At 70.9% G+C, this 15539-nt stretch carries 12 protein-coding genes; 5 read left to right on the top strand and 7 right to left on the bottom strand.

Annotation, left to right across the window (positions count from 1 at the left end; translation table 11 throughout):
• Positions 1-14 precede the first annotated feature (14 nt).
• On the bottom strand, positions 15-3236 hold the full coding sequence (locus AXK61_RS09085) for a BTAD domain-containing putative transcriptional regulator (protein ID WP_231855491.1): 3222 nt from the start codon (positions 3234-3236) through the stop codon (positions 15-17).
• Positions 3237-3264: 28 nt separating this feature from the next.
• Positions 3265-4845: a succinic semialdehyde dehydrogenase gene (locus AXK61_RS09080; RefSeq protein WP_068744919.1), complete on the bottom strand. Its 1581-nt coding sequence runs from the start codon at positions 4843-4845 to the stop codon at positions 3265-3267.
• Between the two features lie 45 nt (positions 4846-4890).
• On the opposite strand from AXK61_RS09080, the gene AXK61_RS09075 reads away from it, so the two are divergent.
• The gene (locus tag AXK61_RS09075; protein WP_068744917.1) at positions 4891-5910 is read left to right on the top strand and encodes an LLM class F420-dependent oxidoreductase; all 1020 of its coding nucleotides are present in this window, start codon (positions 4891-4893) and stop codon (positions 5908-5910) included.
• 35 nt (positions 5911-5945) lie between these two features.
• On the opposite strand, the gene AXK61_RS09070 is transcribed toward AXK61_RS09075, so the two are convergent.
• The 4 genes from AXK61_RS09070 to AXK61_RS09055 all read right to left on the bottom strand — a co-directional run bounded on the left by AXK61_RS09070 (position 5946) and on the right by AXK61_RS09055 (position 9499).
• Complete coding sequence (locus AXK61_RS09070; RefSeq protein WP_068744915.1) at positions 5946-7115, bottom strand: hypothetical protein; 1170 nt, start codon at positions 7113-7115, stop codon at positions 5946-5948.
• Between the two features lie 82 nt (positions 7116-7197).
• Complete coding sequence (locus tag AXK61_RS09065) at positions 7198-7884, bottom strand: hypothetical protein (RefSeq protein ID WP_068744913.1); 687 nt, start codon at positions 7882-7884, stop codon at positions 7198-7200.
• Between the two features lie 9 nt (positions 7885-7893).
• A complete protein-coding gene (locus AXK61_RS09060) occupies positions 7894-8391 on the bottom strand; it encodes a pyridoxamine 5'-phosphate oxidase family protein (protein WP_068744911.1) in 498 nt (165 codons plus the stop codon).
• Between the two features lie 4 nt (positions 8392-8395).
• Positions 8396-9499, bottom strand: coding sequence for an NAD(P)H-dependent flavin oxidoreductase (locus AXK61_RS09055; protein ID WP_068744910.1), 1104 nt, complete (start codon positions 9497-9499; stop codon positions 8396-8398).
• A 119-nt stretch (positions 9500-9618) separates the two neighbouring features.
• Between AXK61_RS09055 and AXK61_RS09050 the strand changes: the two genes are divergently transcribed.
• Positions 9619-10413 carry a crotonase/enoyl-CoA hydratase family protein gene (locus AXK61_RS09050; protein WP_068744908.1) on the top strand — a complete coding sequence of 265 codons (795 nt, stop codon included), beginning with the start codon at positions 9619-9621 and terminating at the stop codon, positions 10411-10413.
• A gap of 75 nt (positions 10414-10488) precedes the next feature.
• Here the strand turns inward: AXK61_RS09050 and AXK61_RS09045 are convergent, their stop codons facing one another.
• Complete coding sequence (locus AXK61_RS09045) at positions 10489-12042, bottom strand: AMP-binding protein (protein WP_068744906.1); 1554 nt, start codon at positions 12040-12042, stop codon at positions 10489-10491.
• 160 nt (positions 12043-12202) lie between these two features.
• Here AXK61_RS09045 and AXK61_RS09040 point away from each other — a divergent pair, with 160 nt between their 5' ends.
• Genes AXK61_RS09040 through AXK61_RS09030 form a run of 3 tightly spaced genes read left to right on the top strand, consistent with a single transcriptional unit; the run spans position 12203 to position 15380 of the window.
• Positions 12203-13132: a Zn-ribbon domain-containing OB-fold protein gene (locus AXK61_RS09040; RefSeq protein WP_068571511.1), complete on the top strand. Its 930-nt coding sequence runs from the start codon at positions 12203-12205 to the stop codon at positions 13130-13132.
• Positions 13129-14208, top strand: coding sequence for a thiolase domain-containing protein (locus AXK61_RS09035; RefSeq protein ID WP_068744904.1), 1080 nt, complete (start codon positions 13129-13131; stop codon positions 14206-14208). Before AXK61_RS09040 ends, AXK61_RS09035 begins: the two co-directional genes overlap by 4 nt.
• The gene (locus AXK61_RS09030) at positions 14208-15380 is read left to right on the top strand and encodes a thiolase domain-containing protein (protein WP_068744902.1); all 1173 of its coding nucleotides are present in this window, start codon (positions 14208-14210) and stop codon (positions 15378-15380) included. The genes AXK61_RS09035 and AXK61_RS09030 overlap by 1 nt, the downstream gene beginning before the upstream one ends.
• Positions 15381-15539: the final 159 nt, after the last annotated feature.

Here is a 15539-nt window from a genome sequence, read left to right as displayed (position 1 = left end):
TCCCGGCGCCGCCGCTACCCCTTCTCGCGCAGCGCGGCGGTGGTCTCGCGCAGGAGGCGGACCGCCCTCGACCGGGACAACCCGGCGATGCGGTCCGCCTCGGCGCGCCACCTGACGTCCGGGAGGTCCGACGGTGCCGCGAACCGCTGCAGCGCCGCGTGCATGACCGGGTAGTCCTGCCGCGCACCGAGCCTGCGCGCCAGGCTGATCAACACGGTGGCCTCCTCCGACGCCGGCTCGGTGGCGACGAGGTACGACCCGACTGCGAGCGCCATGGTCGCGGCCTGTGGGAGATCCCAGTACCCCGTGATACCGAACATGGCCTCGTCGCCGGCGATCAGCGCCGCGACCAGTTCCCGGCCGGTCTCCGCCGCGCCGCACTCGACGACGCCGAGCAGGGCCGTGGCGACGAGCATCTCGCCGCCGGGATCCCTCCCGCCGTTGGGGATCCGGCGTATCAGCAATTCCCCCGCCCGCCGGTACAGTGCCGCGTCGGGCTCGCCACGGAGCCGCGCCAGCTCCGCGGCGCCGATCAGCACGGAGGCCGCGACCTCGGGGCCGCCGTCCGGATCCGGTCCCGTAGGGTCCCAACCGTCCTCGAGCGTCCGCTGCAGGGCAGCGGCCTCGTCGATCCGGCCGAGGCAGCACAGACCGGCCACGAGGTACGCGGTCGCCTGTTTCACGTCCTCGTCCGCACCGATCGAGGCCAGCTTCTCGGCGGCGATCCGGTAGCGCCGGACGGCCTCCTCCCAGTCTGCCCGCTGGCCGTACACGCTGCCGGTGCTCATCGCCAACATCGCATCGGCCCACGCGTCCCCGTCGTGGCCGAGCGCGCTGATCGCCTGTGAATCCTGGAGCGCGCCCACGAGGTCACCGCGATTCTCCCGCAGGTTCATCCGGGCGGCGAGCGCCGGAACGCGGACCTCGTCCGCGGGGGCGTCCACGCCGGCGACGACGAGCCGCAACACGCCGGTCACCGAGTGCTGCAGGAACAGGGCGCCGAAGTAGTCCGCGGGTCGGTTCAGCCGCAGGTCGGGGCGGTGTAGCCGCCGGATCATGGTACGGCCGCGGGCCATGTGCCGCGCCCTCGGGTCGACGCCCGGCGCCGCGCACGAGGCGAGCAGCGTGATCTGCCACAGCTCCCGCTCCTCCTCATCGATGCCCGCGGCGATGGCGGCGCGCGGATCGGGGAGTGCTCCGACGATCCGGTGGCCGATCTCCTGGACCTGCCCGTGCAGGCTCCGCATCGACCACAGGCCCGCGATGAGTGGGAACACCCGGATCACCGTCCGGGTCGCAGCGGTGTCGCCGGCGACCATCTCCGCGACGGCGCCGCGGAGCACGAAGACCAGGTTCTCGATGTCCTCCGCGAGGCGTCCGATGACGCCGTGCCCGCCGACCGCACGGTATTCGCGCCACATCCGGACCGCGACGTCCGCCGCCCACTCCGCCATCGCGGCGTCCACGTCCGCCGATTCCGAGCCCTCGAGCGCCGTCGGGCCGCCCTCAGCGAGGCGTTCCTCGCCGAACTCGCGGACCGTCTCCAGCATGCGGTACCGGGTGCGACCGCCGTTCTCCGTGACCTGGAGGAGTGACTGATTCGCGAGCGAGACCAGTGCGTCGTCGAGCGCCAGCGGGTCGAGACCCGTCGTGGCGGCCGCCGCCTCGGCGTCGAACCCCGCGGGGAACCGGCACAGTCGGCGCAGCGACAGCTGCGCGTCCGGCTCGAGCAGGTCCCAGCTCCATTCGATGACCGCGTGGAGCGTCCGGTGCCGGTCCGGTGCGGAGCGATCCGCCGACCGCAGCAATGCGAACCGCTGCTCGAGCCGCGCGGTGATCTCCTCGACGCCGAGGGTCCGTACCCGTGCCGCCGCCAGCTCGATGGCGAGCGGCAGGCCGTCCAGACGGCGGCAGAGCTCGGCGACCGCCTCCACGGGAAGCCGCACGTCGGGGCGCACGGCGCGGGCGCGCTCGCCGAACAGCTCGACCGCCGCGGCTCCCTCGCCCTCGGTCCCGAGCACCGGGAGGGGGTGCACCCACTCGGCGCGTAGTTGCAGCGGAGATCGGCTGGTCGCGAGCACGCTGACCCCGGACGCCCCGGCGACGAGATCCGCGACGACGTCGGCACAGGCGTCCACGACCTGTTCGCAGTTGTCCAGGACGAGGAGGCACCGTCGGCGCCCGAGATGCTCCAGCAGACGCTCCCCCAGATCCCGGATCGTCATGCGGGGCAGGCCGTCCGCGCCCAGATCGGGTTCGGAGAGCCCGAGCACGCGCGCGACGGCGGGGAGCACGCCGTCGGCGGATCGGACCGAGGCGAGGGGCACGTAGTAGACCGCGGTGCCGGCGCGCGCGAGCGCGTTGCCGACGGCCTCGGCGATGCGGGTCTTCCCGACCCCGCCCGGCCCGAGCACCGTCACGATCCGCCGGTCCGCGAGCAGGCCGACGAGCTCCGCGACCTCGTCGTCGCGGCCGATGAGCGGCGTGACCTCGGCCGGGAGACCCACCGCGGCCGCCCGGTCGGCCGACGGTGCCGCGCTCGCCCCGGCCAGCAGGTCGCGGTGCAGGCTCGTGGCCTCGGCGCCGGGGTCCGTGCCGAGCTCTGTGATCGCGACGCGCCGGAGCTCGGCGTACGCGGCGAGCGCCTCGGACGTGCGTCCCGCGCCGGCGAGGGCGCGCATGAGCAACACTCGAGCCGGTTCGTCGAGCGGATCCGCCGCGATACGACGCTCCGCGATCGCCTGCGCCGTCGCATGATCCCCGTTCTCGAGGGCATCGGCGGCGACGCGGGCCTCGAGTCGGTCGAACGCCGACGCCGCGCGGCGGGCGAGCTTGTTCGTGGGGCCGAGGCCTTCGAGATCATCGCCGGGGGCGCCGCGCCAGAGCCGCACCGCGGCGGCGTGCCCTTCGCCCTCGCGCACCGCGGACTCCGCGCGGGCCAGGTCGGTGTCGGCCTCGAGACGGTAGCCGCCGGCGACCGCGTCGACCGTGACCGGCCGGAGCAGCGTGCGCAGCCGGGAGATCTGCGTGTGCAGCGCCGCGTGCGGGGACCTCGGGGGCTCGTCGCCCCACACCTCGTCGACGAGGCGGTCCGCGCTCACCGGGCGGCCGTCCGCCAGCACGAGGGCCACCAGCAGGCGCCGGGCCCGAGAGCCCGGTACGGCGCGACCACCGACGACGACCGGTCCGAGGACGCCGATCATCGCCGCTTCGTCGGGAGCGCTGCCGTCGTGCACCCGGCCAGCGTAGTCGCGTGGCGCGCGGTCAGCGGATGCGCAGCTTGCGCATCCAGCGCAGCACCTGGACGGTCTGTTGGGCGTACTGCGCGTAGCTCTGCCCCGGACGCACGCCGTAGACCTGCTTCTTCAGTGTCGCGAGGTTGGTGGTGTCGGTGTACTTGAGCAGGCCCGCGTCGCCGTGACGCACGCCGACCCCCGAGGCCTTCCAGCCGCCGGACGGGGTGCCCTTGCTCGCGAACGAGGCGGCGAAGCCGTCGTTGATGTTCACGTTGCCGGCCTCCAGCTGGGCGCCGACCCGTGCCGCACGCTGGAGATCCTTGCCCCACACGCTGGCGTTGAGGCCGTAGCGGGTGTCGTTGGCGAGGCGGATGGCCTCGTCCTCGCTCGAGTACCGGAACAGGGCGACGACGGGGCCGAAGGTCTCGGCCGTCGCGAGGTGCATGTCGGGCGTGACGCCGGTGAGCACCGTCGGGGCGTAGAAGGCGGGGCCGACGTCCGTGCGTTCGCGCCCGCCGCACAGGACGGTGGCGCCCTTGGCGCGCGCGTCCTCGACGTGCGCGGCGACGCGGCGCAGCTGATCGGGCGAGGCCAGCGAGCCCATGTCGGGGTCGTAGTCGTAGGTCGCGCCCAGCTTGAGCGCGCCCGCCGCGGCCACGAAGCGGCGGGAGAATTCGTCGAAGATGTTGTCGTGGATGTACATCCGCTCGATGTGCATGCACGCCTGACCGGCGTTGGCGAAGACGGCGAAGATCGCCGACGTGATGGCCTCGTCGAGGTCCACGTCGTCGAGCACGATCATGGGGTTCTTGCCGCCGAGCTCGAGGCTGCAGCCGATGAGGTTGCGCCCGGCCCGCTCGCCTACCGTCGTGCCCGTGGCACTGGACCCGGTGAACATGACGAAGTCGGACTCGTCGATGAGCGCGGGCCCCACATCGGGCCCCTGCCCGCAGACCACCTGGAACAGCCCGTCGGGCGCCCCGGCGCGGCGCAGCAGCTCGACGCCGTAGAGCGCGGCGAGGGCGGTCTTGTTGTCGGGCTTGAGCACCACGCCGTTGCCCGCGATGAGGGCGGGGATCGCGTCCGAGAGCGCCATCGCGAACGGGAAGTTCCACGGCGCGATGACGCCGATGACGCCCTTGGGCCGGTGCAGCTCCACGGAGTTGCTGAGCACCGGAACGGGCCCGCCGCGGCGGCGCGAGCGCAGCAGCTTGGGCGCGGCCCGGAGGTAGTGGCTGATCACCATCGGGACGTCGCAGGACTCCTCGAAGGCCATCCGCCGGTTCTTGCCGGTGCCGCTCTGAATCAGGTCGACGAGGAGCTCGTTGTTCTCGAGGATCAGCTCGTGCAGTCGGCGGAAGACGGCGAGCCGGTCCTCGAGCGGACGCTGCGCCCACTCCCGCTGCGCCTCGCGCGCGGTGGCGAAGGCCGCGACCACGTCGCTCGGGGTGGACTGCGGCAGAGTGCCGATCGCCGCTCCCGTGAAGACCTCGGTCATGGTGAACGGGTCGCGACTGCCGTCGGCCACCACGAGCGCGGTGAGGCGCTCGACGAGCTCGTCCGTGACGCGCGCGGGCAGGGTGTGCTGAATCTGCGTGGGCGAAGCCATACCGAACTGTAACCCAAAACCTAGAACTTGTTCTAGATTCGAGGAATGGTCAACGATCTCAATCTGGGCATCAACCTCGGCTACTGGACCCGTGGGCCGGAGGACCACACCGACACCGTGGTCGCCGCCGACGCTCTGGGCTACGACTACGTGTTCACCGCGGAGGCCTACGGCTCCGACGCCTTCTCCACCCTGGCCTGGTACGGGTCGCGGACGAAGCGGATCAAGCTCGGCACCGCGGTGGCGCAGATCCCCGCGCGCACACCCGCCGCGACGGCGATGCACGCCCTGACGATCGACGGACTGTCCGGCGGGCGCATGGTGCTCGGCCTCGGCGCATCCGGGCCGCAGGTCGCCGAGGGGTGGTACGGCAGCCCCTTCCCGAAGCCGCTCGCGCGCACCCGCGAGTACGTCGACATCGTGCGCCGGGTGATCGCCCGCGAGGAGCCGGTGACCAGCGCCGGCCCCCACTATCCGCTGCCGCTGCCCGGCGGCACGGGGCTCGGGAAGCCGCTCAAGTCCATCGCGCTGCCCGTCCGACCGCGGATCCCGATCTTCCTCGGTGCGGAGGGCCCGAAGAACGTGGCGCTCTCCACCGAGATCGCCGACGGCTGGCTGCCGCTGTTCGTCGATCCGCAGCAGGTCGAGTCGGTCTTCGGCGAATCCCTCGCGGGCCGCTCCGCCGATTTCGAGATCGCCGCGACCGTGTCGGTGATCGTCTCCGACGACCTCGACGCGGCACTCACGCAGGCGAAGATCCCGCTGGCCTTCTACATCGGCGGCATGGGCCACAAGTCGACGAACTTCCACCTGGACCTCATCGGCCGCTTGGGGTTCGCCGACGCCGCCGTGGCCGTGCAGGAGATGTTCCTCGCCGGCGATCGCGCCGGCGCCATCGCCGCGGTCCCCGACGAGTTGGCGGACTCCATCGCCCTACTCGGCCCCATCGATCGGATCGCCGAACGCCTGGAACTCTGGCGCGACTCCCCCGTCACGACGGTGCTCTTCAGCGGCGTCCGGGACGAGGCGACGCTGCGCGCGCTCGTCGAGGCGGCCCGCGGCTGACAGGAGCCCACCGAGCGGGACCGGCGGGGCCGGCCTCACTCCCAGAACCGCCAGTCCACGGGTGCAGGCGGCCACGCCGGATCCGGACGCCAGTTCGCCGGCGGGGCCCAGCCCGACGGTGGCGACGGCCAGCCCGGCGCGGGACGGAACGCGGCGCCCGGCCACGGCCGGGCGAACGGGCTCGCAGGGGACGCCCCCGGTGCACTCGCCACCTGGGGCGCCGGGCCCGGTCGGGACGGCGCCGGACGCGGCGCAACGGGCGCGGCCCCGGCCGCGGGGGTTCCCGCCCCGACCAGTTCCCGTACCTCCGCCCACGCCCGGGCCACCGGGATCGGCGGGGTCGCGAACCGCAGGACCAGACTGTGTCCCTGTTCCACGGCGCGGATGTCCGCATACACGAGGCCCTGGCACGTCAAGTAGCACATCGCCACGAACAGACCGGCGGCGAACAACAGGATCCCACCGAGGACGCTCGGCAGCTCCATGCCGATCATCATCAGGGGCGCACCGACGAAGGCCCAGATCAGGTGCAGCGCGATCAACTGCAGGACGGCCTTGCGAGCGAGCGTCGCGGAGCGGGCGAACGCCGCGATCACGCCCTTGCCCTCGAACAGGACGGCCCACGGTGCGAACTCCATGACGATGACGATCGACACGATCACCACGATGTACAGCAGACCGAGCAGGACGAGGGTCCCCTCCGACATCAACATCACCGACGGCATGTTCATCAACAGGAGGCCGGCGACGATCGGGAGGAAGCCGACGACGAGCAACATGATCACGAACACCGTGGCCAACGGGACGAATCGTCGGCGGATCAGGCCGGCCACTTCACGCGCGGCGGGCCGCCGGGCGGCCCTGATCGTCACATCCGTCGCGACGGCGACGATGCCGATCCACGGCGCGTCGAGCACGCCGTTGACCACGATCATCACGAACCACCCCACGACGAGCACAGTGAGGATCGTCGTCATCACGGAGCCCATGTCGTCGAACGAATCCGCCGAGGAGAACGAGTTCGAGATGGCCGTCATCATCAGGTACAGGACGAGCGTCAGCGCTCCTACCGCCAGCACGTAGACGGCCGCCGAGGCCAGAATGAACGGCCATGTCCGGCCGAGGATCTGGAAGGTTCCCACGACGAGCTGCTTGATGGTCAGCCTCCGCGGGCCCGACACGGGCGCGGCTGGATTCGGGTGCATCGCCCGAAGATATCGCCGCCCGGCCCACGTGGCGATCCTCCGTTCGGATGAATCCGCACGCTCGGGCCCCGTCCGCCCGAGGTCACCGTCGGCCGAAGGTGAAGGCGAGGTCCCAGGGGTCGATGTCCCAGCGGCTGATCGCCTCGATCATCACGGTCGGGGCGGTCGCCACCGTCTCCGGGCCCGACGGTGCGCTGATCGTTGCGGTCCGGTCCCACTCGTCGACGTAGGGCGCCCACAGGTCCGAGTCACGGGGCGGCGGAGAGGTCTCGACGACGGTGACGAAAACGCCCGGTTCCGTCCCGGCGGGCAGTACCGCGAAGAGGCAGAAGGGCTCTCGTCCGGCATCCCGGGCACCCCGCTCGACCACGAGGTACTCGTCCGTGGCGGCGCAGTGTTCGACCGCCCGGCTGAGCACCTCGCGGAAGTCCTCGAAGGTCGACCGCGAGGGCCGCTTCTCCGGCGCCAGCGCGACGACCTGCTCGGCCATGGTCAGGTTCCCGTCGGCGCCCCGCATCGGGCCCCGCGGACGGACGAGCAACGCACCGTCGGAGTCGGCGAGGCGCGCCGCCTCGCGGTACCGGTTCTCCTTGCGGGAGACGCGTCCGATCCGGCCGGTGGCCTGGGCGTCGCGGATCCACGCGTCGTCGGGCACCGACCAGAGCCGGGAGGCACCGTCGTCCGACCAGGTCCGGACGAGACCCCCGACGCAGGGACTGAGCTCGACGAGGGCGGCGGAATCATCCAGCCGCGCATGCGATCCGGGCATGCCGGCCCCCTAGAGGAACGCCGCGGTCGATCCGCTCACCGGCATCTCGGGCATGCCGAGCTTGCGGTGGTCCCAGCTGCGCACGCGGTCGGCGCGCAAGCGCACCGCGACGCGCTTGTTCATCATCGCGTCGATGGCGGGCTTGAGTTCCTCCGAATACGGGCCGAAGTAGCGCTCGTAGACCTGCTCGCACACGGCGCGCACGGTCGCCTCGTCCTCGACGATCTCGGCCGTGCCCTCGAAGGTCACCCCGCGGAGCTGATCGTAGGACCGGCCCGACTCGATCGAGGCGCTCATCGCCGGGTTGCGGCGAAGGTTCACGACCTTCTGCGACTTCGCCTTCGTCTCGATCCACAGGTCGCCGTCGATCACGGCGTACCACATGGCCACGAGGTGGGGCACCCCACTGGAGCCGACAGTGGCGATGGTGGCGGTCCGGCTGCGCTCGATGAACTCCTCGACCTCCGCCTCGGACATCTGGATCTGGCCGCGCTGATTGTTTCCCATGGGGTCAGCGTGCCAGGTTCAAGCGTTCGACGGCAGCCTCGAACTCGCCGACCAGCTCGGCCATGATCTCGGCGACGGGCCGCACCGCGTTCATCCGGCCCACGATCTGGCCCACCGGCATCGCGACGACGGAGGGATCACCCGAGGCGTGGATCCGGCTGTGCGCCTCCCCCACCAGGAGGTTCTGTAGGGGCATGGGCAGGGCCGACGGTGCGCCGGGCTCCTCCCAGGCCTGCGTCCACCGGGTCTTGAGCAGACGGGCCGGCTTGCCGGAGAAGATGCGGGTGCGCACCGTGTCCGCACTCGTCGCGGCGACCAGTGCCTCCTGCATAGTCTGCGACCTGGTATGCGTCTCGAGGTACTCGGTGGTGGTGAGCCAGTAGGACCCCATCCACACGCCCTCGGCTCCGAGGGTCAGCGCGGCTGCGATCTGCCGACCGGAGCCGATGCCGCCCGCGGCGACGACCGTGGCGTCCTCGCCCACCTCATCGACGATCTCCGGCAGCAGCACCATCGAGGCGATCTCGCCGGTGTGGCCGCCGGCTTCGTAGCCCTGCGCGATGACGATGTCCACGCCGTTGTCGACGTGGGCGCGGGCGTGCTTGGCGCGACCCGCCAGGGCCGCGACCTTGACGCCGTGATCGTGCGCCGCATCGATCACGTCCGCCGGCGGAGAGCCGAGGGCGTTGGCGATCAACGCGATCCGATGCTTCAGCGCCACATCGACGTGGGAACGGGCGACCGAGTGCAGCCAGCCGAGCACCCCGGCCCCGGCGGCACCGTCGGGCAGCTCGGGTACGCCGAGCTCGTGGAGCGTGCGCTCGACGAAGGCGCGGTGCTCCTCGGGGATGAGTTGCGCGAGATCGCCGGCGGCGCCCTCGGTGGGCACCTTGTTGGGCATGACGATGTCGACGCCGTAGGGACGGCCGTCGGTGTTGGCGTCCATCCAGTCGAGGACGGCGTCGAGCTCGTCGGGGTCGTTGAAGCGGACGCAGCCGAGCACGCCGAGGCCGCCCGCACGGGAGACCGCCGCGGCGACGTGCTCGGACGGGGTGAACGCGATGACCGGGTACTCGATGCCCAGGTCGTCGCACAGGGGTGTGCGCATGGAATTCCTCCTGAAGAGATCTTTCCACCAAACTAGAACCTGTTACTGTTCCATGGAAGCGGATTCCCGCATTTGCCGATCCTCGTTTCGGCGAGGATCTCGACCCAGGAGGTCCAGCCGTGACCGATGTCGCCCCGCACGCCCTCGTCGAACAGCGCGGACACACGCTTCTCATCACCATGAACCGGCCGGAGCGCAAGAACGCACTCACCGGTGAGATGCTGCAGATCCTCAGCGACGCCTGGGATCGCATCGACTCCGACCCCGAGATCCGCAGCGCGGTGCTCACCGGCGCGGGAGGTGCGTTCTGCGCCGGGGCCGACCTGAAGAACATGGCGAAGTCCAACCCGGGAGACGCGATGTCCGGCGGCGGCTGGGATCCGGCGCGGATCCCGGGACTGATCAAGGGCCGCCGCCCCGGCAAGCCGCTGATCGCCGCCGTCGAGGGCGCCGCCATCGCCGGCGGCACGGAGATTCTGCAGGGCACCGACATCCGCGTCGCGGGCGAGAGCGCGAAGTTCGGTGTGTCCGAGGCGAAGTGGAGCCTGTATCCCATGGGCGGCTCCGCCGTCCGGCTGCCGCGCCAGATCCCGTACACGGTGGCCGCCGACCTTCTACTGACCGGCCGGCACATCACCGCCGCGGAGGCCAAGGAGTACGGGCTGATCGGACACGTCGTTCCCGACGGGGGCGCGCTGGACAAGGCCCTGGAGCTCGCCGAGCTGATCAACGCGAACGGCCCCCTGGCCGTGCAGGCGATGCTGCGCACCATGCGCGCCACTGAGGGCATGCACGAGGAGGAGGCCTTCGCGATCGACGCGAAGGAGGGACTGCCGGTGTTCCTCTCCCAGGACGCCAAGGAGGGTCCCCGCGCCTTCGCCGAGAAGCGCAAGCCCGTCTTCGAGGGCCGCTGACCCTGCATTGAACACCGTTATGGAGAGTCCGACCTGCGGGTTTCCTCTCCATAACGGTGTTCAATTCGGTGGGGGTCAGGCGTAGATCGCGCGCAGGGCCTTCTTATCCGGCTTGCCGAGGGGGCTGACGGGGATCGAGTCGACGAGGTCGACGGTCTTCGGCGTGTAGACGGCGCCCTTGCGGTCGCGGACCAGCTCGCGCAGTTCCTCCACGTCCACCGTCGCGCCGGCGCGGGGCACCACGACCGCCTTGACGGCCTCGCCCCACTTGTCGTCGGGCACACCGATCACCGCCACGGACGCGACGGACGGGTGCGTGGAGATCACGTCCTCGACCTCACGGGGGAAGACGTTGAAGCCGCCGGTGACCACCATGTCCTTCTTGCGGTCGACGATGTACAGATAGCCCTCGTCGTCGAAGCGGCCGATGTCACCGGTGTGCAGCCACCCGTGCTCGGTGGCCTCGGCCGTCTGCTCGGGCTTGTTCAGGTACCCCTGCATCACAAGGGGGCCACGCACGCAGATCTCCCCCGGCGCACCGGGTTCGACGGTGCGCCCGGCATCGTCGAGCAGGGCGACGGTCACCCATGGGACCGGCTTGCCGCAGCTCGCCAATCGTTCGGGTTTCGACGGGTCGTGGTCGCCGCGGCGGAGCACCGCGATCGTCATGGGGCACTCGGCCTGCCCGTAGAACTGGAAGAACTTGGGGCCGATCCGCTCGATCGCCTCGGTCAGCCGCGTGGGTGAGATCGCGGACGCCCCGTAGAACACGGTCTCGAGGCTCGACAGGTCGTAGTCGTCGAACTTCGGGTGGTCGAGCAACGCGTAGATCATGGTGGGCACCAGCATCGTCGCGGTGATCCGGTACTTCTCGATAGCGGCGAGCACGGCCTCCGGCTCGAACCGCGGCAACACCACCATGGAGCCGCCGGACATCGACGTCGGGTTCCAGAACGCCCCGCCCGCGTGGCTGAGCGGCGCGCAGACCAGGAACCGGATCTCCTGCGGCCATTCCCATTCCGTGCGCTGGATGCGCAGTAGCGACGCGCCGCCGGTGTAGCTGAGCATGACGCCCTTGCTCTTGCCCGTGGTGCCACCGGTGTACGCGAGGCTCGCGGTCGACGACGGATCGGCCGTGTGCGCGGTGAGCGGTTCGGGCTCGAAGCCGGCCGCCACCTCCGTGAGATCGACGCCGGTGCCCGTGGGCCCCAACGAGAGCAGCGTCTTCAAGCCGGGAACCCGTTCTCGCAGGTCGGCGGCGCGCTGCTCGTACAGCCGCGGATCGTAGATGAGGGTCTCGATCCCCGCGTCCTCCATGACGTACACGTGGTCGTCGAGGGAGCCCATCGGGTGGAGCGCGGCGAAACGCACGCCGGTGATCAGGTTGGTGGACTGGGCGATCAGCACCTCGTGCCGGTTGCCCGACAGCATCGCGACGGGGCTGCCCACGCCGAGACCGAAGGACGCGTAGGCCTGCGCGTACCGGCTGACCTCGTCGCGCACCTGCGCGTAGGTGAGCGTGCTGTCGCCCTGCGGACCGGTGACGTGCACGGCGGTCCGTTCGGAGTAGGCGCCGAGCGAGCCGAGCAGGATGTCGCCGGCCAGCGGCTCGCGATGCAGATCGTCCATGGAACACCTCGTGGATCGTTGCGGAACACCGCCTTCTCGTGCGGTACGAACGTCTCCACGGTAGGGGCTCAATCCCATTTCCGGGATACCCTTGCGCCAAAAAGTTAGAACATGTTTCACTCGTGAGGTGACCGCAGAACCGCAGACCCTCTCGGCGCCGATGAACCTGTCCTTCGACTACACCCGGTCGCTCGGACCGGTGCTGGGCGCGTTCATGACCAACCTCCGCGCGCGCCGCATCATCGGCACCCGGGACGCCGCCGGGCGGGTGCACGTGCCCCCGCTCGAGTTCGACCCGGACACGTACGCTCCCTTGAACGAGGTCGTCCCCGTGTCCGACACCGGCACCGTGACCGGCTGGACCTGGAACACGCACCCGGTCGACGGGCAGCCCTTCGACCGGCCCTTCGCCTACGCGCTCATCAGGCTCGACGGTGCCGACACCGCCGTCCTGCACGCCGTCGACGTCACGAGCCCGGACGAGATCTCGACGGGCATGCGGGTGCACGCCCGCTGGGCCCCCGAGACCACGGGGGCGATCGGCGACATCGCGTGCTTCGTCCCCGGAGAGGGCGACGGCGTGCCCGAGGGCGCGGCACCGTCGGACGATCCGGTGACGATGCTGGTCACCCCTGTCGCCCTGACGCTCGAGCACTCCGCCTCCGAGCCCGAGACCCGCTACCTGCGGGCACTCGCCGAGGGCCGGCTGGTGGGCCAGCGCTGCGGGAAGTGCGGGAACGTCTACGTCCCGCCCCGCAACGCCTGCCCGATCGACGGCATCCCGACGACGGAGGAGGTGGACCTTCCGGACACCGGCGTGGTCACCACCTTCTGCGTGGTCAACGTGCCCTTCCAGGGCCAGCGGATCAAGCCGCCGTACGTCGCCGCGTACGTGCTGATCGACGGTGCCGACATCCCCTTCCTGCACCTCGTGCTCGGCTGTGACCCGGCCGAGGTCCGGATGGGCATGCGCGTGCGGGCCACGTGGAAGCCCCGCGAGGAGTGGACCGAGAGTCCCGGGAACATCTCGCATTTCGAACCGACCGGTGAGCCGGACGCCCCCTACTCCAGTTACGAGAAGCACCTGTGAGCACACGCACCTGCACCGACCCGGACGGCTCCGTCGCCGTCGTCGGCTACGCCGCCACCCCGTCGCTCCGCGCCGCCGAGACCACCACCAACGGCGTGGAGATGCTGATCCCGCTGTTCGCGGACGTCTTCGCTCAGACCGGACTCACCAAGTCCGACATCGGATTCTGGTGCTCCGGCTCGTCGGACTACCTGGCGGGACGGGCGTTCTCGTTCATCGCCGCGGTCGACTCCATCGGCGCCGTGCCACCGATCAACGAGTCGCACGTGGAGATGGACGCGGCCTGGGCGCTCTACGAGGCGTGGATCAAGATCCGCACCGGCGAGATCGACACCGCGCTCGTCTACGGCTTCGGAAAGTCCTCCGCCGGCGTCCTGCGCCGCACGCTCACCATGCAGTTGGATCCGTACACCGTCGCGCCGCTGTGGCCGGACTCGGTGTCGGTCGCCGCGCTGCAGGCGCGCGCCGGACTCGACTCCGGCGCATGGACCGAGGCGGACATGGCTGCGGTAGCCGCGCGCAGCCTCACCGACGCGACCACGAACCCGGCCGCGCAGATCTCACGTACCGTCTCTCCCGAGGAGTTGCTGGGGGAACCGATGTGGTCGGATCCGTTGCGCCGGCATGATATCGCGCCCATCACCGACGGTGCCGCGGTCGCCATACTGGCGTCCGCCGACCGCGCTCGCGAACTCCGTGAGAACCCCGCTTTCATCACCGGCCTCGAGCACCGCATCGATTCCCCCGCACTGGGCTCGCGCGATCTCACGCAGTCCCCGTCGACCACTGCCGCGGCCCGGGCCGCCGGCGCGGACGGCGTGCAGTTGGCCGAGCTGCACGCGCCGTTCACACACCAGGAACTGATCCTGCGCACCGCGATCGGGCTGGGCGACGACGTGCGGGTCAATCCGTCCGGCGGTGCGCTCGTGGGCAATCCGATGTTCTCCGCGGGGCTCGCGCGCATCGGCGAGGCCGCCCGCGCCGTGTGGAACGGCGACGCCGAGCGCGTCCTCGCGCACGCCACCGGCGGGCACGCCCTGCAGCAGAACCTGATCGCAGTGATGGAGGCCAAGTGATGGGTAAGCCCACCGCCGTGCTCGGAACCGGCCAGACCCACCACCGAGCCAAACGCACCGACGTCTCCATGGCGGGCATGATCCGCGAGGCCGTCGACGCGGCCCTGCTCGACGCGGGCACCACGATGGCTGACATCGACGCCATCGTCATCGGCAAGGCCCCCGACATGTTCGAGGGCGTCATGATGCCCGAACTGTTCCTCGCCGACGCACTCGGTGCCGTCGGCAAGCCGATGCTGCGCGTACACACCGCGGGATCCGTGGGCGGGTCCACTGCCAATGTGGCTGCCGCGCTGATCAAGTCCGGCGTGCACAAGCGAGTGCTCACGGTGGCGTGGGAGAAGCAGTCGGAGTCGAATGCCATGTGGGCCTTGTCGATCCCGGTTCCGTTCACCGTGCCCGTCGGCGCGGGCGCGGGCGGCTACTTCGCGCCGCACGTGCGCTCCTACATCCGCCGCTCGGGCGCCCCCGACCACGTCGGCGCCATGGTCGCCGTCAAGGACCGGCGCAACGGCGCCCGCAATCCCCTGGCGCACCTGCACCAGCCCGACATCACGCTCGACTCGGTGCAGGCCTCGCAGATGCTCTGGGACCCCATCCGGTTCGACGAGACCTGCCCGTCGTCCGACGGTGCCTGCGCCATCGTCCTCGGCGACGAGGCGGCCGCGGCGGAATCCGAAGCGGCCACCGGAAACCGCGTCGGCTGGGTGCTCGCGACCGCGATGCGGACCGAACCGCTCGCCTACGCGGGACGCGAGCACGTGAGCCCACAGGCCGGACAGGACGCCGCGGCAGCGCTGTGGCGTGATGCCGGCATCACCGATCCCCTGAACCAAGTGGACGCCGCCGAGATCTACGTCCCGTTCTCGTGGTTCGAGCCGATGTGGCTCGAGAACCTCGGCTTCGTCCCCGAGGGCGAGGGCTGGAAGCTCACCGAGTCCGGGGGCACCGAGATCGGGGGCACCCTGCCCGTCAATCCGTCCGGCGGCGTGCTGTCCTCGAACCCCATCGGCGCGTCGGGCATGATCCGGTTCGCCGAGGCCGCCAAACAGGTCATGGGCCGCGCCGGGGACTACCAGGTCGACGGTGCCCGGACCGCCCTGGGCCACGCCTACGGCGGTGGCTCGCAGTACTTCTCGATGTGGCTGGTGGGGGCGGACAAGCCGCGATGATGGGCCGGTGCGCGGCGTTCGTCGCAGGCACGTGCGGTGGTTGGCTGACAGCCGGCGCCGTCACCCGGCTCCCCCGCCGATTCGGCACTGCAGGAGCCGCGACGGGGCTGCTCGTGGCGGCGGGCATCTACCCCGCAAGCAGGTTTCGTCGCTCGGCAC

The organism is Tsukamurella pseudospumae, assembly GCF_001575205.1.
Lineage (GTDB): Bacteria > Actinomycetota > Actinomycetes > Mycobacteriales > Mycobacteriaceae > Tsukamurella > Tsukamurella pseudospumae.
This window is presented reverse-complemented; position numbering and strand designations above follow the sequence as displayed.